The organism is Actinoplanes sp. TBRC 11911 (assembly GCF_012933445.1).
Lineage (GTDB): Bacteria > Actinomycetota > Actinomycetes > Mycobacteriales > Micromonosporaceae > Actinoplanes.
Genome location: NZ_JABBNC010000063.1, coordinates 1 through 20,903 on the forward strand (window position 1 = coordinate 1; position 20,903 = coordinate 20,903).

23 protein-coding genes and 1 riboswitch are annotated in these 20,903 nt (G+C 69.6%); of the genes, 11 read left to right on the forward strand and 12 right to left on the reverse strand.

Annotated elements, in window-relative coordinates:
• Positions 1 to 13: 13 nt before the first annotated feature.
• Together HH310_RS42560 and HH310_RS42565 are read left to right on the forward strand one after the other, a co-directional pair.
• Complete coding sequence (locus HH310_RS42560) at positions 14 to 1,186, forward strand: ROK family transcriptional regulator (protein ID WP_211193329.1); 1,173 nt, start codon at positions 14 to 16, stop codon at positions 1,184 to 1,186.
• A 30-nt stretch (positions 1,187 to 1,216) separates the two neighbouring features.
• Positions 1,217 to 2,164, forward strand: a complete 948-nt coding sequence (locus tag HH310_RS42565; protein ID WP_169181471.1) for a class I SAM-dependent methyltransferase — start codon at positions 1,217 to 1,219, stop codon at positions 2,162 to 2,164.
• A 46-nt stretch (positions 2,165 to 2,210) separates the two neighbouring features.
• On the opposite strand, the gene HH310_RS42570 is transcribed toward HH310_RS42565, so the two are convergent.
• From HH310_RS42570 to HH310_RS42580, 3 genes are all read right to left on the reverse strand, one after another.
• A complete protein-coding gene (locus HH310_RS42570; protein WP_169181472.1) occupies positions 2,211 to 2,555 on the reverse strand; it encodes a transglycosylase family protein in 345 nt (114 codons plus the stop codon).
• Between the two features lie 5 nt (positions 2,556 to 2,560).
• Positions 2,561 to 2,738, reverse strand: a riboswitch (cyclic di-AMP (ydaO/yuaA leader).
• 106 nt (positions 2,739 to 2,844) lie between these two features.
• A complete protein-coding gene (locus HH310_RS42575) occupies positions 2,845 to 3,828 on the reverse strand; it encodes an AraC family transcriptional regulator (RefSeq protein ID WP_169181473.1) in 984 nt (327 codons plus the stop codon).
• Positions 3,829 to 3,840: 12 nt separating this feature from the next.
• Entirely contained in the window at positions 3,841 to 4,656 is an 816-nt protein-coding gene (locus tag HH310_RS42580; RefSeq protein WP_169181474.1) for an SDR family oxidoreductase, read from the reverse strand.
• Positions 4,657 to 4,864: 208 nt separating this feature from the next.
• Here HH310_RS42580 and HH310_RS42585 point away from each other — a divergent pair, with 208 nt between their 5' ends.
• Positions 4,865 to 6,610, forward strand: a complete 1,746-nt coding sequence (locus HH310_RS42585; RefSeq protein ID WP_169181475.1) for a BTAD domain-containing putative transcriptional regulator — start codon at positions 4,865 to 4,867, stop codon at positions 6,608 to 6,610.
• 1,279 nt (positions 6,611 to 7,889) lie between these two features.
• On the opposite strand, the gene HH310_RS42590 is transcribed toward HH310_RS42585, so the two are convergent.
• Both HH310_RS42590 and HH310_RS42595 read right to left on the reverse strand, forming a co-directional pair.
• The gene (locus HH310_RS42590; protein WP_169181476.1) at positions 7,890 to 8,849 is read right to left on the reverse strand and encodes an ABC transporter substrate-binding protein; all 960 of its coding nucleotides are present in this window, start codon (positions 8,847 to 8,849) and stop codon (positions 7,890 to 7,892) included.
• Positions 8,850 to 8,940: 91 nt separating this feature from the next.
• The gene (locus HH310_RS42595; RefSeq protein ID WP_169181477.1) at positions 8,941 to 9,741 is read right to left on the reverse strand and encodes an SAM-dependent methyltransferase; all 801 of its coding nucleotides are present in this window, start codon (positions 9,739 to 9,741) and stop codon (positions 8,941 to 8,943) included.
• Between the two features lie 89 nt (positions 9,742 to 9,830).
• Here HH310_RS42595 and HH310_RS42600 point away from each other — a divergent pair, with 89 nt between their 5' ends.
• Genes HH310_RS42600 through HH310_RS42610 form a run of 3 tightly spaced genes read left to right on the forward strand, consistent with a single transcriptional unit; the run spans position 9,831 to position 10,997 of the window.
• A complete protein-coding gene (locus HH310_RS42600; RefSeq protein WP_169181478.1) occupies positions 9,831 to 10,172 on the forward strand; it encodes a helix-turn-helix transcriptional regulator in 342 nt (113 codons plus the stop codon).
• Positions 10,162 to 10,653, forward strand: coding sequence for a hypothetical protein (locus HH310_RS42605; RefSeq protein ID WP_169181479.1), 492 nt, complete (start codon positions 10,162 to 10,164; stop codon positions 10,651 to 10,653). Before HH310_RS42600 ends, HH310_RS42605 begins: the two co-directional genes overlap by 11 nt.
• Positions 10,650 to 10,997, forward strand: coding sequence for a hypothetical protein (locus tag HH310_RS42610; RefSeq protein WP_169181480.1), 348 nt, complete (start codon positions 10,650 to 10,652; stop codon positions 10,995 to 10,997). Before HH310_RS42605 ends, HH310_RS42610 begins: the two co-directional genes overlap by 4 nt.
• A 274-nt stretch (positions 10,998 to 11,271) precedes the next feature.
• On the opposite strand, the gene HH310_RS42615 is transcribed toward HH310_RS42610, so the two are convergent.
• Positions 11,272 to 11,754, reverse strand: a complete 483-nt coding sequence (locus HH310_RS42615; protein ID WP_169181481.1) for a hypothetical protein — start codon at positions 11,752 to 11,754, stop codon at positions 11,272 to 11,274.
• Positions 11,755 to 11,891: 137 nt separating this feature from the next.
• Between HH310_RS42615 and HH310_RS42620 the strand changes: the two genes are divergently transcribed.
• Entirely contained in the window at positions 11,892 to 12,242 is a 351-nt protein-coding gene (locus HH310_RS42620; protein WP_169181482.1) for a response regulator transcription factor, read from the forward strand.
• On the opposite strand, the gene HH310_RS42625 is transcribed toward HH310_RS42620, so the two are convergent.
• The 4 genes from HH310_RS42625 to HH310_RS42640 all read right to left on the reverse strand — a co-directional run bounded on the left by HH310_RS42625 (position 12,220) and on the right by HH310_RS42640 (position 15,632).
• Positions 12,220 to 12,879 (reverse strand): response regulator transcription factor, encoded by a 660-nt coding sequence (locus HH310_RS42625; RefSeq protein WP_169181483.1) that lies wholly within the window; start codon positions 12,877 to 12,879, stop codon positions 12,220 to 12,222. The two genes, HH310_RS42620 and HH310_RS42625, sit on opposite strands and share 23 nt — an antisense overlap.
• The gene (locus tag HH310_RS42630) at positions 12,879 to 14,288 is read right to left on the reverse strand and encodes a CHASE3 domain-containing protein (RefSeq protein WP_169181484.1); all 1,410 of its coding nucleotides are present in this window, start codon (positions 14,286 to 14,288) and stop codon (positions 12,879 to 12,881) included. The genes HH310_RS42625 and HH310_RS42630 overlap by 1 nt, the downstream gene beginning before the upstream one ends.
• 112 nt (positions 14,289 to 14,400) lie before the next feature.
• Positions 14,401 to 14,895 carry a potassium channel family protein gene (locus tag HH310_RS42635; protein ID WP_169181485.1) on the reverse strand — a complete coding sequence of 165 codons (495 nt, stop codon included), beginning with the start codon at positions 14,893 to 14,895 and terminating at the stop codon, positions 14,401 to 14,403.
• 53 nt (positions 14,896 to 14,948) lie between these two features.
• The gene (locus HH310_RS42640) at positions 14,949 to 15,632 is read right to left on the reverse strand and encodes an esterase-like activity of phytase family protein (RefSeq protein WP_169181486.1); all 684 of its coding nucleotides are present in this window, start codon (positions 15,630 to 15,632) and stop codon (positions 14,949 to 14,951) included.
• Positions 15,633 to 16,065: 433 nt separating this feature from the next.
• Here HH310_RS42640 and aroQ point away from each other — a divergent pair, with 433 nt between their 5' ends.
• On the forward strand, positions 16,066 to 16,521 hold the full coding sequence (gene aroQ, locus HH310_RS42645) for a gamma subclass chorismate mutase AroQ (RefSeq protein WP_169181487.1): 456 nt from the start codon (positions 16,066 to 16,068) through the stop codon (positions 16,519 to 16,521).
• 18 nt (positions 16,522 to 16,539) lie between these two features.
• Here the strand turns inward: aroQ and HH310_RS42650 are convergent, their stop codons facing one another.
• Together HH310_RS42650 and HH310_RS42655 are read right to left on the reverse strand one after the other, a co-directional pair.
• Complete coding sequence (locus HH310_RS42650; RefSeq protein WP_169181488.1) at positions 16,540 to 16,791, reverse strand: hypothetical protein; 252 nt, start codon at positions 16,789 to 16,791, stop codon at positions 16,540 to 16,542.
• Between the two features lie 182 nt (positions 16,792 to 16,973).
• Positions 16,974 to 17,483 carry a GNAT family N-acetyltransferase gene (locus HH310_RS42655; protein WP_169181489.1) on the reverse strand — a complete coding sequence of 170 codons (510 nt, stop codon included), beginning with the start codon at positions 17,481 to 17,483 and terminating at the stop codon, positions 16,974 to 16,976.
• Positions 17,484 to 17,578: 95 nt separating this feature from the next.
• On the opposite strand from HH310_RS42655, the gene HH310_RS42660 reads away from it, so the two are divergent.
• From HH310_RS42660 to HH310_RS42670, 3 genes are all read left to right on the forward strand, one after another.
• A complete protein-coding gene (locus tag HH310_RS42660; protein WP_169181490.1) occupies positions 17,579 to 18,772 on the forward strand; it encodes a hypothetical protein in 1,194 nt (397 codons plus the stop codon).
• Positions 18,773 to 18,931: 159 nt separating this feature from the next.
• Complete coding sequence (locus tag HH310_RS42665; RefSeq protein WP_312034686.1) at positions 18,932 to 19,906, forward strand: trypsin-like serine protease; 975 nt, start codon at positions 18,932 to 18,934, stop codon at positions 19,904 to 19,906.
• A gap of 63 nt (positions 19,907 to 19,969) precedes the next feature.
• Positions 19,970 to 20,758: an alpha/beta fold hydrolase gene (locus tag HH310_RS42670; protein WP_211193328.1), complete on the forward strand. Its 789-nt coding sequence runs from the start codon at positions 19,970 to 19,972 to the stop codon at positions 20,756 to 20,758.
• The last annotated feature ends 145 nt before the right edge of the window (positions 20,759 to 20,903 follow it).

The following is a 20,903-nucleotide window of genomic DNA, read 5'->3' on the forward strand; positions in this document are numbered from 1 at the left end:
GTTGACGTATGGGATGAACAGTCATCGATCCAGCCTGGGAACCCTGCTCCACCACGTGCACGTGAGCGGGCCGCTCTCCCGTGCGGCCCTGGCCGCGCGGATGGGCGTGAACCGCAGCACGATCCTCGCCCTGACCTCGGAACTCGTGGCCGCCGGTCTGGTCCGTGAGGAGCACCCCCGCGGCACCACCGGGGCCGCCGGCCGGCCGTCGCTGGTGGTCCGGCCGGAATCCGAGCGCGTCTACGTGCTGGCCTTCGACGTCGCTGTCGACCGGCTGACCGCGGCCCGGGTCGGCCTGGGCGCCCGGGTGCTGGACAGCCGCGCGGCGCCGCGGCCGCGGGCCGGCGTCGACCTGGACGCGGTCGTCGGCACGCTCGCCGGTCTCGGCCGTGACCTGTATCGCGAGGCCCCGCGCGGCTCGGTCTGCATGGGGATCGGCGCGTCGTACACCGGCATGATCCGCCCGGTCGACGGGATGGTCCGCTACGGGCCCGAGATGGGCTGGGTCGACCAGGCGTTCGGCACGGAACTGGAACGATCGCTCGCTCTGGGGCTGCCGGTCGCCGTCGGCAACGAGGCGCACCTGGGCGCGCTGGCCGAGTACGCGCGCGGCGCCGGCGTCGGCGAACCCGACCTGATCTACCTGCACGGCGACGTCGGGGTGGGCGGCGGCATCCTGGTCGGCGGCAAGCTGCTGGGCGGCGAGGGCGGCTACGGCTGCGAGGTCGGGCACATGCTGGTCAACCCGGTCGACGGCCGGCCCTGCCTGTGCGGCTCACGCGGCTGCCTGGAGGCCGAGGTGGGGGAGTACGCGCTGCTCGCCGCCGCCGGACGGCCGCCGGGCACGATCGGGCGGCAGGCGGTGCGCTCGGCGGTGCGGGATCCGGGTGCGGCGGCCGCGGTCGCCGAGATCGGGGACTGGCTCGGCATCGGCGTCGCCAACCTCATCAACCTGTTCAACCCCGGTGTGGTGATCTTCGGCGGCATGCTGCAGGACATCTACGCGGCGGCCGCGCCGCACGTCGCGGCCCGGATCGCGCAGCATGCCATGCCGGTCTCCCGGGAGCGGGCCCGGTTGCGCCTGGCCGGGCTGGGCGACGATTCGACGCTGATCGGTGCCGCCGAGCTGGGCTTCACCCCGTTGCTGCGGGATCCGCTCATGGGCATCGAACGGAATGCCTCATAAAGATCCGATAAATCCGGATAAAGTTGGGCAATGCGGTGGAGGTTCAAGGCCACGCTCCAGCAGGCGTGCTCGTCCATGCCGGCCGGGCCGACGATCTACCGGCAGCTCCAGCGACGGTTCGGGCTGCTCAACCCCGACCCGTTCCGCACCATCCCGCAGCACGCCGCGATGGTGCGCCGCCTGGGCAAGCTCGGCTTCAGCGTGGACGGCATCCGCTGCCTCGAGATCGGCACCGGCCACGTGCCGATCGCGCCGGTCGCCTTCCACCTGCTCGGCGCGCGCGAGGTCGTCTCGGTCGACCTGCACCGGCGGCTGCTCACCGACCTGACCAGCGAGATGCTGCGCCGGCTCGCGGCCGCCGAGCACCGGCTGCTCGACCTGTACGAGGGCCTGGTCCCGGCGGACGTGCTGCGCGACCGGCTGGCCCGCATCGGCCGGCTCGCCTCGCGCCCGTACGACCTGCTCGACGAGATCGGGGTGCACTACGCCGCGCCCGGTGACGCCGCGCGGATGCCCGACCCGGACGGCAGCTTCGACCTGAACTTCTCGATGACCGTGCTCGAGCACATCCGGCCGGCAGCCCTGTGGGAGCTGCTGGCCGAGACCCGTCGTCTGTTGCGGACCGACGGGTACGCCGCGCATCTGGTGGATCCGAGCGACCACTTCGCCCGCCAGGATCCCACGATCGCCAGGATCAACTTCCTGCGTTATTCCGTACGCGAGTGGGAGCGCATCGCCGGCAACGAGTTCGGCTACTGCAACCGGCTGCGAGCGTCCCAAGTGGAGCGAATGTTCACCGAGGCCGGTCTGGTCGTCGAGGAACACGTGCGCACAGTGGACGAACCATCTCGGTCCGCATTGGACAGTTTCCCGCTGCACCCGGACTTCTGGCAGTTCGCGCCCGCGGACCTGTGCACCGCCGAACTCGAGGTCTACGCCCGGCGGGAGGGCACCGACCCGGCCGCCCCGGGGGTGTAGGCGGCCGGATCGGTGATGAGCCCGGAATAACGCTGGGGGACGGGGTCTAGCCCTTCTTGCCGCAGACCGGCCAGGCGCCGATGCCCTGGCCCTTGAGGACCTTCTCGGCGATGCGGATCTGCTGCGCCTTGGTGGCCTTGTCCGCGCGCGGCGCGTACTTGCCGCCGCCGTAACCGAGCCACGTGCTCTTGGTGAACTGCAGCCCGCCGTAGAACCCGTTTCCGGTGTTGATGTGCCAGTTGCCGCTGGACTCGCACTGCGCGACGGCGTCCCAGTTCACACTCGACGCCGCGTGCGCCGGCGAGCCGGTCCCGAGCAGCGTGAACAGGCCGGCGAAAGCCGCGATGGCCAGGCCGATCGAGAGACGGGCATGCTTCAGCAAATGTGCCATGACAGGAATACCCTCCACGCCTGCGAGGTGAGCTGTCGGGTTCGGACTGAGGTTGTCCGGCCGCGGGGACGCGGCTTCACCCCGAGGCGCGCCGTAGCGCACCGAGGAACTGGTGGGTCCCCCGCTCCATGCCTTGTGTTCGGATTCCGACGGGCGGCGGCAGGGACTCGGCGTTTCCGCTCGCGGTGCCCGCAAACGCGGGACCGGGCGACGTTAACCAGATGCCGGGGCGATCGTCCAAATTTTGAAGGCCGATGGTGAAATAGTTCTCACCAATCGACCTCTTTGATCATGAAGATGACCGAATATGTACGGCTCGTGCGTGCGTGGGAGTTACTCCGGTCCACGTCCGGAAAGCGCGGTAGAAGGACTTCGGGTCGCCATAGCCGAGAAGAAAGGAAATCTGGTCGGCGGACAGTTCTCCGGTCGCGAGATAGTGCCGCGCGAGGCGGGTGCGGGTGGCGGTCAGCACAGCCTGGAAAGAGGTGTCCTCGTCCCGGAGGCGGCGTTGAAGCGTACGGGTGCTGACCGAAAGTGACCGCGCGACCACGCTCATCGTGCCTTGCCCGGCGGGCAACAGGTGCAGCAGCGCCGCGCGCACCCGTTCCGCCGTCGACGCGTGCCGGTCCAGCGCGGCGAGCCGGCGCCGCAGCTCGGGTTCGAAAAAACGCCACATCGCATCGTTCGCGGTGAGAAACGACCGATCCATGTCGTACGCCGTGAAGGTCACCGACGGCACCGGGCCGAACGAGACGGGCACACCCAGAAACTCGCGGAACGGTCCCTGATCGGGTGGCGTCCACGGCGAGTCGACCCGCACCGGGCGCACGTCGTGCCGGGTGCCGATCCGGGCCAGCACGGTCCAGAACACCAGCTCGGTCAGCACCAGCGCGGGCGGCGGCCGGTGACCGGGCGGGAAGCGATACGTGACCGTGTCGTCGCCGACCAGCAGGCGCATCGGCCCGATCAGACCTTTGTACGTGGCGACCCGCTGCGCCGCGACCCGCAGGCACGGGCTGCACAGCGCCGCGAACAGGGCGGGCAGGAACACCTCCGCGGTCAGCGCCCGCCCGATCCGCACCGCGACCGCCGGCCCGCCCGCCTCGTCGTCCAGGGCCTGCCAGAAGGCGAAGTACTCGGCCGCGGGCAGCGTCACCGGCCCGCGGGCCAGCAGGTCGCCCGGCAGTCCGGCGCGACGCAGCACGTTCGCCGCCGGGACACCGAGGTCGTGCAGCAGCACTGCGGTGCCCGGGTCCATCGCGTACCGGTCCATGCAGGCTCCCGCTCAGAGGGCGAACTGCTTCCGGATGCCGTCGAGGAACGTGCGGTCGTCACTCGTCTCCCGCGCGCCGATGATAGCGTCGGCCTGCTCGCCCGCCCGATAGCGAAGCTGGTCACTGCCGTCGGTCGCGGCGGCATAGATGACCTCGGCGGCGACGTCCGCGGTCGCGGCGGTCTTGCCGACGGCGTCGAAGCCGGCCAGCACCGCGCGCACCACCGGCTGATACTCGCTCAGCGACTCGTCGTTCGCGAAGTCCAGCGACCGGCCGCCGAAGTCGGTGTCCAGCGGCGCCGGCTCGATGATCTTCACGCGGATGCCGAGCGGGGCCAGCTCGAACTGCAGCGCCTCGCTCAGCCCCTCGACCGCGAACTTGCTGCCGTGATAAAGCGTGCCCAGCGGGAACGTCATCCGGCCGCCGATCGAGCTCAGGTTGACGATCACCCCATCGCGGCGCGCGCGCATGTGCGGTAACAGGGCTTTGGTCACCGCGACCAGGCCCAGCACGTTGGTGCGGAACTGCCGGTCGACGCGCTCCATCGAAAATGCCTCGAGGATCCCGTACGCGGCGTAGCCCGCGTTGTTGACGAGCACGTCCACCGATCCGAACCGTTGCAGCGCCGCGTCCACCGCCGTCGCGATCGAACCCGGGTCGGTGACGTCGAGCCGGCTCACCAGCACGCCGTCCAGGCTGCTCAGGTGGTGTTCGGCGGCCGGGTCACGCATGGTGGCGGCCACGTTCCAGCCGCGTTCGTGGAAGAGCCCGGCGGTCGCGCGGCCGATGCCGGAGGAGGTGCCGGTGATCAGAACGGTTCTGGCCATGGATTCGTCCTTCTTTCCGTTACCGCGGGCGCTCTTTCTGTTACCGCGGGACGCTCTTTCCGTTACCGCAGGACGCTAGGCAGCGAAAACGCCCGGCACAGTAGCGGCGGACGCCAACGTGGTGGCAGAACGCGCCACCGTAACGGTCGGTGATCGGCGGCCGAACCGGCGAGTGACGTCCCCGGCGGCGGATTCGTACGCTGCCACGATGTCGCCGACGTCACAGTCCGTGAGCGCCCCGCCGTTGCGGGAGACGACACTGCGCGTACACGTCCTGGGTCAGATCGCGGTGACCAGCGCGGGCGGCGCCACCCGGCCGGCCGTCGACCTGCCCCGCCGCGCCCGCCAGGTCCTCGCCGTCCTGGCCGCGCGGCACGGCCGGCCGCAGTCGAAGGAAGCACTCGCCGACGCCGTCTGGGCCGGTGACCCGCCGGGCAACCTGGTCGCCGCGCTGGAGCACTACGTCTCGGTGATCCGCCGCCGGCTCCAGCCGGACGCCACCCCCGCCGACTGGTTCATCGTCACCCGCAGTGGCGGCTACCTGTTCGACACCGGCCGCGTCGACCTGGACCTCGCGCAGTTCCGCAACCGGGTCCGGATGCTCGACGCGCTGTCAGCGGACTGCCCCGACCGCCTCGCCGTCCAGCAGGAGATCCTCGCGCTCGGGCGCGAACTGCCCTTCCCCGAGGACCCGTACGCCGACTGGGCCGAGACCGTCCGTGACGAGGTCCAGGCCGCCGTAGTGGCCGCACGCCTGGAACTGTCCACCGCCGCGCTGCCCGCCGACGGCGCCCGCGCGCTGCGGCTGGCCCAGGAGGCGATCGAGCTCAACCCGTTCCTCGAACAGGCGTACCGGACCGCGATGACCGCGGCGATGGCAACCGGCCGCACCGACGAGGCGCTAAGACTGTTCGAACGCTGCCGCCGCACCCTCGACGAGGAACTGGGTGTCGCGCCGTCCCCCGAACTGGTCCGCATGCAGCAGCAGATCGTCGACGCCCGCCAGCCCGAACCATCAGCGGTCCTCGTCACCGGAGCGACCGCGGTGGAGACGTTCGTGGGCCGCGCGACCGCGCTGCGGGTGCTGCTCGACCGGGAACCACCCCGGGTGGTGCACATCGTCGGACCGGACGGCGCCGGCAAATCCGCGTTCCTCACCGAACTGGGCCGGCACCTGGACGGCCGGATCGGCATCGGCCGCGCCGGCCCGTCCCAGGCAGTGCACCGGCTGGCCTGGCTACGCGCCGGGCTGGCCCAGCTGGGCGCGGCCCCCGAGGTGCTCGCGATCGTGGACCGAGCCGCGCCGGATCAGCCGCTGACCCGTGCCGAGCTGCAGACGGTCGGCGCGACCCTGACCGCGGCCGTTCCGGTGTTCGTCGCGGTCGACGACGCCGCGGCACTGGACGCGGCGAGCGTGGCGGAACTGGCCTGGCTCGGCGAGAACTGCCCGTCGCTGCGGATCGTGCTCACCTACTGCTACCCATCGGAGATCAGCGGCCGCCCGGTGGCCGGTCTGGGCACCGCGGTCGTGCTGCGGCTGGGCCCGCTCACCCCGCAGGAGCTGGCCCCGCTCGGCGACCGCTCGCTCGCCGACCTCACCGGCGGCGTCCCGGCGCTTGTCGCGGTCGCCCGCGGCCCCCGCGAGATCGCGCTGGCCGTCGCCATGCAGATCGCCCGCAAGCGCACCTCGTGGATGCCGCCCACCGCCTGGGACGTGCTGCGCTTCTGCGCCGTGCTCGACGAGCTGCGCGCCGCCGACCTGGTGGCCCTGACCGGCCACCCGGTCCCCGACGTCCTGACCTGTGTGGACCACCTGATCCACGCCGGCCTGCTCGGCGAGTCCAGCGGCGGCCGCGTCGGCCACCGCAGCACCCTGATCCGCGACGCGGTGGCCGAGCAGGTGTCGCTGGCCTCGCGCCTGCACCTGCGCCAGAGCCTGGCCGCCGCCGCGTAGTCGCCGGCCCCCCTTCCGCACCCCGCGACGTTCCCGGCGCCTTCGACCCTCTCTCCGCGACGTTGCTGGGGCCGTGACTTTCTCACCCTGCGACGTTGCTGGGGCCATCGGCTTTCTCACTCTTGGACGGTGTGGGGCGGGGGATGCCTTACGCAGACCGTCAGGCTTGATATCTGCGTAAGTCATCCCCCGCCCCACCCCTTGCATGGAATTCCGGCGCCGGCCAGGCGTTTGGTCACCCACCGCTGGTCACCGGCCATTCTCATCGCCCACCTCCCGCTGGGCGGTCCGGCTGCCGCGCTGCACTTACTCCAGGACGACCCGTCCGGCGGGCGGACCACGGTGGTGGGTCAAGCGAACGAACCATGCCGCCCACGCTCAGAGTCAACCCCCAGCACCCCACGCCCCGACCCGCCCTCACTCCCGGCCCCCACAACTCACCCCGGGCAACAACCGCCCCGCCTGCCGCAGGCCCCAACCCCGCCGCGCCCGAGGTGATCGATTAGCGCACGCGCAGCAGGTTTTGAGGCCCGCTGTGGTCGGGCTGGTCGATTAGCTTGCGCTCAGCGGGTTTTTGAGGCCCGCTGTGGTCGGGCTGGTCGATTAGCTTGTGGTCAGCGGGTTTTTGAGGCCCGCTGTGGTCGGGCTGGTCGATTAGCTTGTGGTCAGCGGGTTTTTGAGGCCCGCTGTGGTCGGGCTGGTCGATTAGCTTGCGCTCAGCAGGCTTTTGAAGCCCCGCTGGGATTGGGCTGATCGATTAGCTTGCGCACAGCAGGCTTTTGAAGCCCGCTGTGGCCGAGCTGACTGATCAGCTTGCGCACAGCAGGCTTTTAAAAGCCCCGCTGGGGTTGAGCTGACCGACCAGCTCGCGCTCGGCGGGGCGAGGGCCCGGCTCGGGCCGGGCTCGGGCGGCTGAGGGAAGACGAACGCCCGGGCCAGGGCCGGAGGTGCGGCCGGTGAGGCAGTCGCCGAGCGCGAGTGGCAGGGGTTTGACTCTGAGAGTGGGGCGGCATGGTTCGTTCGCTTGACCCACCACCCGGGCCCGCTCGCTGGACGGGTCGTCCTGGGGTAAGTGCAGCGCGGCAGCCGGACCCCTGTCGCGTGAGGGGAGTTTCCAAGCTGGACCAAGAACCCGGCGGTGGGCGACCGAACGCCTGGCCGGCGCCGGAATTCCATGCAAGGTGTGGGGCGGGGGATGACTTACGCAGATATCAAGCCTGACGGTCTGCGTAAGTCATCCCCCGCCCCACACCGTCCAAGCGTAGGAAAGCCGAACCAGCTAATCCCGGGGAAGAAGCTGATCAAGCGCAGGAGGCTTAGCAAAGATCCCATCCTCACGCCCAAGCTCCGCCAGCCGCTCCAACGACGCCCGATTGATCTCGGTAGGCCAGCTGGGCAGGATCATCGCGATCCGGACGGTGTCATTGATCGGCGTATACGTCCCCACGGTGTCACGCACCTCATCCGGGTGCCCGGCAGCGTACTGAAGGGACTGCTTCACCGCCTCCGTGAACTTCGCCGCCAGCGCCGGATCCTTCGCGATCGTAGGCTCGCTCGAAAAATACAGCGCCACCGTCAGCTTCGGCGCCGCGTCCACATAGTTTGACGCCACGATCTGGCCGCCCTGGGTCAGCACCTGGGAGAGCTGCGGTTCCACCACCCACGCCGCATCCACCTTCCCCGCCTGCAACGCCCCCGGCATCGAAGCGAACGGCATCGCCTCGAACGCTAACCGGTCCGCGTCCCCGCCCGCCTCGCGCACGGACTGGCGTACCGTCGTATCGCCGATGTTCTTCAGGGTGTTGACCGCGATTTTCTTGCCGGCCAGGTCCTTAGCCGTGCGGATCCGGCTCGTCCCGTTGACCACGATCGCCGAGAAGTCGCGGCCCGACCGCCCGGTGGACGCCACCCCGCTGGCCACCGCTTTCAGCGGCGCCCCGTCCGACTCGGCCGCCATCAGCGACGTCACGTTGCTGAACCCGAACTGGTACTTGCCGGACAGCACGCCCTTCACGATCGGCGCGCCGCCCTGTTCCGGCACCAGGTTCAGGTCGATGCCCCGGCTCGCGAAATACCCTTTGGCCTTGCCGAGGTAGATCGGCGCCACGTCGATGATCGGGATGACACCCACCGACACCTTTGTGCCCGGTTTGTCCGAGCCGCTATCCTTTGTGCACGCCGTGACCATGGTGGTGGCCGCTAAGAGCAGCACCGAAACGGCGGCAAGGGTCCTACGCATGTCCCGCTCCCGGAGAATTGTCGACGCAGCGTGCGTCGGCGCGCACGGTACCGCGATCTTCGATCCCTGCGGGACAGGCGAACGGTGGATTTCAGGGCTTGCGCGCCACCGCAGTCCACACGTTGATGTCGGACCTCGCGGGGATGGTCGCCCCCGGCTCCGGCCGCCACTCGCTGGCCGGCACCACGCCCGGGTCGACCAGCTCCAGCCCCTCGAAGATCGCGGCGAACTCGTCGCGGCCGCGGGTCCAGACGTCGGACTTGCCCTCTTCGAGGATCCGCTGGTAGAGGGCCTGCTGTTCGGGCGTGCCGAAGTCGTCGGTGGCGTGCGTGGCGACCACATAGCTGCCGGCCGGCAGTGCCTCGACCAGCCGGCTCACGATCGGGGCTGCGGCGCCGCGGCCGTGCACGAAATGCAGCACCGCGATGAGCATCAGGCCGACCGGCTGGGACAGGTCGAGGGTGTCGCGCAGTGCCGGGTGGGCGAGGATCGACTCGGGCGAGGTGAGGTCGGCTTCCAGGTAGGCGGTGCGTCCCTGCGGTGTGCTGGTCAGCAACGCGCGGGCGTGCACCATGACGAGCGGATCGTTGTCGACGTACACGACGCGGCTGGCCGGGTCGACGGTCTGCGCCACCTCGTGGGTGTTGTCCGCGGTCGGCAGTCCGGTGCCGATGTCGAGGAACTGGCGCACGCCGGCCTCGGCCGCGAGGAACCGGGTGGCCCGGCGTAACAGCGCGCGGTTGGCCAGCGCCCCGAGCCGCACCTTCGGGAACATCGCCTCGAGCTGGTCGCCGGACGCTCGATCCGCGGCGAAGTTGTCCTTGCCGCCGAGCCAGTAGTTGTAGCGCCGCGCGGGGTGCGCCACCGAGGTGTCGATGCCGGGAATGTCCACGATGGAGACCTTACTGGATCTATGCCGTTGACATCATCTGTTAGCGGTGACTAACGTTAGCGACTGCTGACGGAGGAGAGGGTAAATCGGTGACCGACGACGACGCGCTGCGTGCCCTGGCCGAGCCGCGCCGTCGCGTCATCCTGCGGCTGGTGGCCCGCGACGAGCTGTCCGCCGGGGAGATCGCCGGGGCGTTCGAGGTGAGCCGCACCGCGATCAGCCAGCACCTGACCGTGCTGAAGAACGCGGGGCTGCTGACCGAGCGCCGGGCGGGCACGCGCCGGCTTTACCGGGCCCGGCCGGAGGGGCTGGCCGGGCTGCGCGAGTTCCTCGACGACATGTGGGCGGGCGCGCTGGACACCGCGAAACGGCTGGTGGAAACTGACCGCGGCCTATCGGACGGCGGCGAGAAGGTGCCTCATGCCGGCTGACGTGATTCCGCTGCGCCGCCCGCCCATCCGGCAGGCGACGCTGGTCCGCAGCGACATCGGGCACACGTTCGACGTCTTCGTGCGCACCATCGGCGCCTGGTGGCCGGTGCAGCCGTTCTCGGCGGGGCAGGAGAAGGTCCGCGACGTCACCGTCGAACCCCGCAAGGGCGGCCGGGTGTACGAGACGTGGCCGGACGGAACCGTCTCGACCTGGGGCGAGTTGCTCGCCTGGGATCCGCCGGACGGCTTCACCATGTCCTGGACGGGGACGCCCGCGCCCACCGAGGTCGAGCTGAGTTTCGCCGCGCTCGGCCCGGCGCTGACCCGGGTCGCCGTCGAGCATCGCGGCTGGGAAGCGCTCAGCGACGCGCAACTGTCGCAGGACTGCGCGCTGCCCGGCGGATACACGGGCGGCGCCTACGCAACGGGCTGGGAGACGATTCTCCGCGGTTTCGCCACGACACTTGGGGGAGCGGCATGACCACGATCTACACCGACGAGATGATGCGCGAGCGGCTGGGCCACGCCGTGGCGTACACGATGGTGATCTTGAGGACCACCGAGAAGTACGGCTCCGCGGGCACCCAGGAGATCATCTGGGAGCACGGGCGGCGCAACATGGGTCTGCAGGCCGACGGGCTGATGCCGATCGTCTGCCCGGTCGGCGACGAGACCGGCCTGGCCGGCGTCGGGATCTTCGTCGACGACGCCGACACGGTGCGCTCGATCATGGAGAACGACCCGGCGATCCGGGCCGGCGTGCTGAGCTACTCCGTGCATCCCTGCCGCGGGTTCCCCGGGTCGGCGCTGCCGCCGGCCGGTTGACCCGCCTCAGGTGGGGCGGGGAACCATGCCCCCCTGGTTCCCCGCACCCTCACCCCGAGTAAGTCATGGTGGGGCCGGAGCGGCCCTGGACTCTGCCGCTGGCCGAGCCTGGCTCGCGGACGTGCCGGCCATCAGCCGCACGCACCCGCTCACCGGCCGCGTCCAGTACCCCCTCGGCAATCATCCGGGCCGCCCCGTCCCAGCCTTCGTGGACGTGCAAGTCAAGTCACGCCGCACGGGGCGCATGCAAGTCACGCCGCAAAGGTCGCGCAGGTCACGCCTGGCGCGCGCGGCGCCGGGCCTGCACCGAGGCCACGATCAGGTAGATCGCGATGAGCGCGGCGACACCCTCGCAGATGGTGGCGAGGATCTTGCCCGGCTCGTGCCAGGTGTTCTCGTACAGGTTCGGCAGCGGCCAGATCGAGCCGAGGTTCACGTACGTGTAAACCGTGGCCGCGATCGCGGCGCTCCCGGCGATGACCAGTGCGACGATCGCCGTCCACAGCCGCGGCCAGACCGCGACGAGGATCGCCACGATGATCGCGATGATGGCCTGGATGCGGAACAGCGTGCCCTCACTGAACGTCGGTCCGGTGAACTGCGTGTACTGGCTCGCGTCGTTGAGGTGCACGTACCCGTCGACAAGCAGCAGCAGCCCGGTGACGACGGCCGCTACCCGATGAACTGCGGTAATGCTGTACCCGTGGGTACGGACGGGACTGCCTACGACGGACGAGTCGGCGGCATGGTCACTCATCGGCTGTTCCCTTCAGGAAGAAGTTCTGCCTGAAAGATTTGTCCGTGTGATCTAAAAGCGCATTGCCGCCACCCGGAAAGCGGATTACCGGCTAGCCGGAATGCGGTTCGAGCACTTGAGTGGTCACGCTAATCGTTATGGTCTCCTGCCTCATCGTCGACGACAGTCCCCGGTTCCGGGCTGCCGCGGCGTCGGTTCTCACGGCGCAGGGGGTCATGGTGACCGGGGAGGCGGCGACGGGTGCCGAGGCCGTGACGCTGGCCGGTCAGCTGCACCCCGACGTCGTGCTGCTCGACATCGATCTCAACGGCGAGAGCGGGTTCGACGTGGCCCGCCGGATCGTCGGCGTGCCGATCATCCTGGTCTCGGCGCGCGCCTACGACGCGTACGGCGAGCTGGTGGACGCCGCCCCGGTGGCCGGCTTCTTACACAAGTCCGCGCTGTCCGGCGACGCGGTGCGTCAGCTCATCGGGCGTTCAGAAACGTGAGCACGGCCAGTACCCGCCGGTGATCGTCGCCGGTTTCCGGTAGTCGCAGCTTGGTCATGATGCTGCGGACGTGCTTCTCGACGGTGCCCTCGGTCACCCAGAGCTGCCGCGCCACCCCGGCGTTCGACTTGCCCTGTGCCATCTGGGCGAGCACGTCACGTTCGCGCTCGCTGAGCACTGCCAGGGGGTCTTCCCGGCGGGTCGCGCTGACCAGCTGCTTCACCAGGCCCGCGTCGACGACCGAGCCGCCGCGCGCCACCCGGGTCACGCTCTCCAGGAAGTCGCTCACGTCGGTGATCCGGGTCTTCAGCAGGTATCCGACGCCGCCGCCGGCGGCCAGCAGCGACAGGGCGTGTTCGACATCCACGTACGCCGAGAGAAGGAGTACGCCCGTACCGGGGAGCTCGCGCCGGATGGTGTGGGCGGCCTCCATCCCGGCCAGCGCGCCGTCCGGTGGCATCCGGATGTCCACGACCGCGAGGTGCGGCCGCTCGGCACGGGTCAGCTTGAGCAGCTCGACCGCGTCGCCGGCCTGGCCCGCGATGGTCAGGCCGGAGCGCTCGAGGAGGCTGGCCACCCCTTCCCGGAGCAGGACGTCGTCGTCGGCGAGGACGACCCGCACGGGCTCGTCGCTCATCAGGATCCTCTCGACAGCAGGTGGACGGGCAGCCGCGCCGTGATCCGCGTTCCCTCACCCACCGGACTGCTGACCCGCAGCGTACCGCCGAGCGCCTCGGCCCGGTCGCGCAGTCCGACCAGCCCGGAGCCGCGCGCGTAGTCCGCACCGCCGCAGCCGTCGTCCTGCACTGTGAGAACGAGACTTTCGTCGCCACGGTCCACCTGGACGCGTACGGAGGAAGCCTTGGCATGTTTTGCCGTGTTCGCCAGGGCCTCCGCCGCGATGTAGTACGCGCCGGCCTCGACCATCGCCGGGAACCGCTCGTGCGTCACCATCTCGATCTCGACCGGCACCGGCGAGCGGTGGGCTAACGTGCGCAGCGCCGGACCGAGCCCGCCCTCGGTGAGGATCGCCGGGTGGATGCCCTGGGCCATCTCGCGCAGGTCGTCGACCACCTCGGTGACCTCGGCGGCGGCCCGGCCCAGCGCGGCGCGCATCTGCTCCACGTCCGGCGGGTCGGCCATCTGGGCCAGCCGCAGTTCCAGGCTGAGCGACACCAGCCGCTGCTGGGCGCCGTCGTGCAGGTCACGTTCCACCCGGCGGCGGGCCTCGTCGGCGGAGGCGACGATCCGGGCGCGCGAGGCGGTCAGCGCGTCGCGGCTCTCCTCCAGCGACCCGGCCATCACGTTCAACGCCTGTTGCAGGTCGCCGACCTCGCCGGCACCACTGACCGGCAGCCGGGTGTCGAGTGCCCCGCCGGCCAGCCGCCCGGCCATCGTGGCGGCGCGGCGCACCGGCATCACCACGACCCGGGCCAGGTACACGGTGAACCCGACGATCAGCAGCACCGAGATCCCGATTACGAAGGTCATCGTGATCTGCGCGGTGTTCGCCGCTCTGGTCGCCGCCTCGTTGCGGGCCACCGCACGCGCCCGGTCCAGGCTGGTCAGGCGGTCGAGTTCGTTGTTGAGGACGTTGATGCGCTGCACGCCGTCGTCGGTCACCGTCGAGTTGCGCACCGAGGCGTCGCCGTGCTGCGCGGACTGGATCAGCGTCGCCCCGTAGTCGGCGATGTAGTCCTGGGTGTCCTCGATGATGCTCGACGCGAGGGCAGCCTCGTCGGCGTTGGGGGCGCACAGCCGGGCGAGCGCGGCCGCGTCTTGCGGGAAGCGCGCGCGGGCCGACGCGTACGGGGCAAGCATGTCGGTGTTGCGGGTCTGCACGTATCCGCGCAGGCCGGCCTCGAGGTCGGACACGTCGGACCGCATGGCGCTGACCGCGAGGACGACCTGCCGCGCGTAGTCGCTGCGCTGGCCCGTGACCCGGAGTCGCTGCACGCTTTCGGCGAGTATCAGGAAGCAGATGCCGACGAGCAGGACGAGTGCCGAACCCGCCGCGACCGTGCGGAATGTCAGTCCGCGCCTCATTCCCTCCGCCTCACCCCGTCCTCCGGGACGAGCGTAAAAGCCGGTCGGGGCAGCGACCAGCCACCCTGCGGTGACGTCAGAAGCGTCACTACGTGTTCCGGGCCATTCGGGATCAGTCCGGCAGGCGGGCCGCCTTCACCGCCGCGATGGCCAGCGAGATGAACAGCAGGTCGAAGCCGATCTGGAACGAGACGATCCCGCGGGCCGACTGGCCGGTCGCGTGGACGTCGCCGAAGCCGACGGTCGAGACGGTCGTCAGCGAGAAGTACAGGGCGTCGAGCTTCGTGTTCAGACCGGCGATCTCGTTCGGATCGCCGGTCGCCAGTACGTAATAGGTCAGCGCGAAGAAGAGCACCGAGGCGTACACCGCGGTCAGCAGCCCGAGAAGCTGACCGTGCCCGGACGCGGCGGCCCGCCGATAGGACCGCACCTGCCACACGATCAAGGCCATCGCCCCGGCGATGCCCAGGACGAAGACCACCGCGACGACGAGCCTGCGGTCCGGCGCCAAGCCGGTCGGCACCAGCCAATAGAGGCCGGTAGCCGCCGCGAGCAGCAGTGCGGCACGTCCGATCGGCCAGGCCACCTTCGCCAGCGGCTCACTCATGGTGAGCATTCTGCTCCGCCGGGTGGCGCTTGACCTCGGTAGAGCGGCCGAAGCTATAAGGGCTTCGGCGGGATGGCCGGCGCTCTTAATTCCCTCATGACGTCGTTGCCGCTCACCAGCAGGAGCGTGCGGCGACCGGACGGCCGCCCCGGCCGCCACGTCAAACCTTGCATGTTGTCCGGATCCGGCACCCCCGCTTCTGCCAGATCCGGTAGTAACGTCCGCCGGACCGGACTGATCGAGCGGACCGGCGCCGACCGCAGCGCGTCGACGTCACCGGCGTCCAGGAAAACGGCCCCGGCCGAGTGTCCGTGATTCTCACCGAGGTGGCATCGGGCCTCGTCCAAACCCATGAGTTCCCGGTACGCCCGTCCGGGCGCGGCATTCGCGTGCGGCTCCGCGGGGCGCGCGTCCGGTGCCGGCTCCTCGCCGCCCTCGCTGTGCCGCGTTTTGTCGTCCGGGGCCTCGTCCGTCGCGGACAGGCACTCCCAGTCGACGACCATCGTCTCGTCCTCGGGCCGGCAGTCGTAGGACCAGACCAGGTTCCCGGTGCGTTCGTCGAGCTCGATCTCCCGGGCCAACGCCCGCCGCGGCGACCGGTGGCCGCCTATCGTCAGGTACCGGCCGCTACGCCGATCGCGACCGGAAAGACTCCCCACGGATGTACCGCCGATCGGCAGATCGCGCGGCACGACGAATTCGCCGAGCAGCCGTGGGGCCACGTCTAAGGTGCTCATTCCTCATTTCCTTTCGGTGTTCGTAGCCACCACAACGTCGAAAGAAATGGGCGGTTCACTAGACGTCCCTCTACAGGGACGTGCGGGGCGACGTAGTGCAGCTCACTATCGAGGTGGGCGCGGCGCGCGAATACTGAATAGCCAAGGGAACGCGACCAGCGAAGATCGCCTCGCGGAGGTGATCGGCCCGGCCCCGACGATTTTCATTTCGGAGTGACCGACGTGACCATAGGGGACCGCGGATGTTGCCCCGGCAATTATCGACGTCAACACGTATTCGAGTCCGTTTCGGTCCGCTGCTGCGGCGCCACCGGACGTAACATTCCGCCTAAATCATGACTTAGGTCACTTCAGGCTGGCAGATTACGACTCGCTTACGTTTGGGCCGGCCGAGAACGCGGGGCCCCTTTTGAACGTCTGGGGAACTATGAGGATGAAAGGCACGTTGGTGCTCGCCGCCATGCCGGCCGCCATGGGCGCGGGCCTGTTCGCCGAGGGTGCGCAGCTCGACGAATGGGATGAGCACACCGACGCCGTCGCTTCGCTGGTCGGCCTGACCAAGGAGCGGCTGGAGCTGAGTGAACAGGTCGCGGCCGCGAAGTATTGGAGCGGGCAGCCGATCGAAGACCTGGAGCGCGAGGCGAAGGTGCTGCACGATGTGGCCCGGCGCTCGGCCGAGATCGGGCTGGACCCGGAGATCGGGACCACCTACTTCCGCACCCAGATGGAGGCCGGCAAGCGACTGCAACGGCGCCTGCACGCGATGTGGCGGGAGCGGCCGGACAGCCGGCCGGACTTCTCGCCGGATCTCGCCGACGAACTACGCCCCCGGCTCGACCGGCTGACCGACGAGATCCTGCTCGCGCTGAAGGTGATCGATCGAGGTTAGCGCGCTGCCGTTCTGGAATCAGGGGTTACGCCGGCCGGCCGCCCACGCCGTCAGCCGGCTACCCCGGACCAGCGCCTGCCGGCGGCCGATCACCCGCCCGTCCTGGGTGAGCTCGACACCGTGCACCTCGTACCAGTTGCCGCCGTCCTGCACGAAGGGCCGATCCCAGTCGATCCGCTCGACGGCCATGCGCAACGCGCCCGCGCCGAATCGGTAGTCCTCCTCGGCGAACGTGAACACCCGGCGCTTGCTTTCCGCCTCCCCGTGCATCCCGCTGCCTCCTCACCCGTCGTCGATGACCCCTCCACAGTGCGCGTCTGCAAACGCAGGTTCAAGTGCGGATGCACGTGCAGATGCATGCGAGGTCACTTTTCGGATGATCGGACAATGCCGGCCGCCGATTCGTACCGCCGGGTCTGGTCCTGGACCCGACGCGCGGTGCCGGTTTCGGGTCAGGCCCGGGCGACCTGTTTCGTATCCCGGGCGACCTGTTTCGTATAACGCCGGCACGGCACCGGGATGACGCCTCCGGCGTGCACCGCCTCGTAATCGAACCCGCCGGCGTCGCTCCAGCCGCTGCGCTCGTAGAAGCGCCGGGCTCGCGCGTTGCCGGCCACCACCGCGAGCCACGCCACCTCGTGACCCCCGGCCGCGACCTGGCGTTCGGCCTCGGCGATGAGTGTCCCGGCGATGCCGCTGCCGCGATGCCGGCCGTCGACGTAGACCTGCTCGACCTCGTCGCCCGCGACCATGATGAAACCGGTCACCTCGCCGCCGGACAGAGCAACAGTCGTGTCAGCTACCCGCTGTGTCGCCCGAACGTGGAACGACTCCGGAGTGCGAACCTCGGCGAGGGCGTCCGGCACGTTACCGAGATGTCCGTCGCGCCACCCGACTGTCCATATCCGGCCCACTGCCTGCACATCTTCGGCCCGAGCCCGCCGCAACTCAACCCCCAACATCAGTGGAGGTTAGCAGCACCATTCGGCTGGTTATCGAGCGCTGCACATTCGTCAATACTGAGCGTCATCGACTCGATGAGGCGAAGGAGAGACGCGTGCGCACAAAATTCTCCTGGCGAACGGGCGTGACCGCGGTCGCCGTCTCCCTCGCGATGATCCTCACGCCGGCCGCACCGGCCCTGGCCGCCGGCGACGACCTGACCCCGGCCCAGTCGAAGGCGCTGTACCAGCGCATCGAGAAGCTGCTGCCGAAGAACGCCGAGGCCAAGCTCGCGGCGCTGCGCGACCGGCTGAACATCCCGGACACCGATCCCCGGGACACCATCGAGGCGATCATCGACCCCAACGACTACGTCTGCGAGGAGACCGAGGTCGCCGGGTACGTCCGGGAGCAGACCGCCGGGCTGAGCCAGACCGACCTGCTGAACCTCACGGTCATCCTGATGCTCGACCCGATCACGTACGACGCGTTGTTCTTCCCGGAGCCGGAAGCCGACCGGTTCTTCGGCGCCGACGGCGAGTACTCGAAGCGGATCCACCGCACGTTCCGCGGCCTCAAGGGGTTCTGGGACATCGACGCGAACCGGATCGAGCTGGTCCCGGCGCACGGCAGCACGCTGCTCGACAACGACCGGGTGGCGCGGGCGCTGAAGCTGACCCTCGGCGTCACCCAGGAGGCCGCCGACGACCTCGCGCTGTACATCGGGGAGATCGTCGACCAGGACAAGTTCGAGCACGGCGAGAACCCGCTGTTCACCTTCAACGCGTTCGCCTTCTCCGCCGAGGGCATGGCCGTCCCGGGCGTCGGCGAGGTGTCCGACAAGATCGTGATGGGCGACGGCATCCTCGAGGGGATGAAGGCGCTGGGCATGAACGACGTCGCGCCGGACGCGATCCTCGGGCACGAGTTCGGCCACCACATCCAGTACCAGGACGGCCTGACCGCATCCGACCTGCCCGCTCCCGAGGCAAGCCGGCGGCTCGAGCTGATGGCCGACACCTTCGGCTCCTACTTCCTGACCCACGCCGACGGAAAGGACTTCGGCGTACGGCGGGTCAAGGACTTCGTGCGGATGTTCTACGACCTGGGCGACTGCGAGTTCGCCAGCGCCGGCCACCACGGCACCCCGGACCAGCGGGCCAAGGCCGCCGAGTTCGGCGCGGTGAACTCGCTGCTGCCGCCGGACCGGGTGCTTCCCAGCCGCACCCTGGACAAGCGCTTCGAGAAGGCGCTGCCACGGATCGTCGCCCCGGACGTCGAGACCATGACGCCGGAGGACGCGTCCTGACGGTGCAACCATTACCGCGTACGCGGAATTGCATTCGTGCTGCCACTGACCGTTACAATTCTCGCGCGTATTGACTAATGATTGGGCTGGTAGGTGAACAGCGCGGGCTTCTAACCTTCCGAGGCGATGGGAACCGTCGGAAGAGTCGCAATCGCGCTCGTGGCGGCGCAGATCGGCGCCGCCGCGCTGGTCGCGGCCGTTGCCACACCCGCGCAGGCGATCGCGCACGGTGACGAGGTCGCCGACGGTGAGTATCCGTTCGCTGTGAAATTGATTGACATCGGTATTCCGACCGTCTCCGGCGGCCTCCGCAACAGTTCCTGCTCGGGCGGCCTTATCTCCCCGCATTGGGTATTGACCGCCGGCCATTGTTTCCGCGACTTGCATAACAACCGGGTATCGCACACGGTCGCGCGGAAATCGCTGGCGACCGTCGGCCGCGCCGACCAGAGCGGAACCGACGGCTTCGACGCGAAGGTGGTCGAGGTGCGCCAGCAGGGCCACGCGGACGTCTCGCTGGCCCGCCTCGACAAGACCATCACCGGCGTCACGCCGCTGAAGATCGCCCGGAAGAAGCCGGTCGTGGGCAGCAAGGTCCGCCTGGTCGGCTACGGCCAGACCACCGCCAGCACCAAAAGCATCCCGGACCGCGCGCAGACCGGCCAGTTCAAGGTCTCCTCGGTCAGCTCCCTGGAGATGGGCCTGACCGGCATCTCCCCGCGGTCCAACACCAGCCCCTGCCCGCACGACTCGGGCGGCCCCTACTTCACCGAGAGCCCGGACGGCACTGCGACGGCCGTGGCCGTGGTCAGCCACGGCCCGACCTGCCCGCACACCGGACCCGACACCGGCGCCCGCGTCGACGCGGTGTCCTCCTGGATCCTCTCGGTGATCAAGAACGATCTGGAACCGTCCCCCTCGCCATCCCCCAGCTCGTCGTCCCCGGCGCCCCGCCGGTCGGAGACGGCGAGCGGCGAGCCCCGCACAGCGCCGGCACCCCGCTCACATCCGGGCGGGGTGCCGGCGCTGGCCTTGGCAGCCGGCGTCCCCGCGGCAGCCGTCGTCGCGGCAGTGCCGGTACTGCTGTTATCACGATCGAGGCGCCGCCGGAATTCCTCCGCGCATCGGCGATGAGTTTCGCTCCCCGCCCGGGTCTGTATGGGTGACACCAGAACGCAGACCCGCGAGGAGAACCCCATGTACGCCGAGGTCAACGGCATCAACCTCTACTACGAGACGCACGGCTCGGGACGCCCGCTGATCCTGCTGCACGGCGGCCTCGGCTCCGGCGAGATGTTCGGCGCGATCCTGCCCACGCTCGCCGACCACCACCAGGTCATCGCGGTGGACCTGCAGGGCCACGGCCGGACAGCCGACATCGACCGGCCTCTTGACGTACGCCTCATTGCCGGCGACATCGCCGCACTGATCGACCACCTGGGGCTGGACCAGCCGGACGTGGTGGGATATTCGTTCGGTGGTGGGGTCGCCATGCAGGTGGCGTTCCAGTATCCGGAGAAGATCGGGCGGTTGGTGTCCGCGTCGGCGAACATCCGGCGTTCCGCCATCTACCCGGAGATGCTGGAGCAGCAGCTCCAGGTGAGCGCGGCGGCGGCGCCGTACATGAAAGACACCCCGATGTACGAGCTGTATGAGCGCGTGGCCCCGAACCCGGAGGCGTTCCCGCAACTGCTCGACAAAATCGGCCAGGCGATGGCGAAGGACTTCGACTTCACCGAGGAAGTACGCGGGTTGCGGGTGCCCACGATGATCGTCGCGGCGGACGCGGACATGGCGCCGCCGAGTCACTACGTCGAGGTGTTCGGGTTGCTCGACGGCGGGGTGCGGGACGGCGGCTGGGCGGGGGAGGGCCGGCCGAAGGGCGGGCACGCGCTCGCGATCCTGCCCGGCCTGACCCACTACGACCTGGGCGTCTCCCCGGCGTTCGCGCAGGCGACCATCGGCTTCCTCGACCGGGACCGCTGACCGGCGCCGGGGTCCGCTTGTCGTGCAGTCCGCCGGTGTGAATCGCGACGACGTCGACGTCAAGTTCGTCGAACGGGGGTCGTCGCGGTGGCACCTCGTCGGAAGGCCCTGGTGGCGGGGTGTCGGTCAGACCGGCTTTCTTACT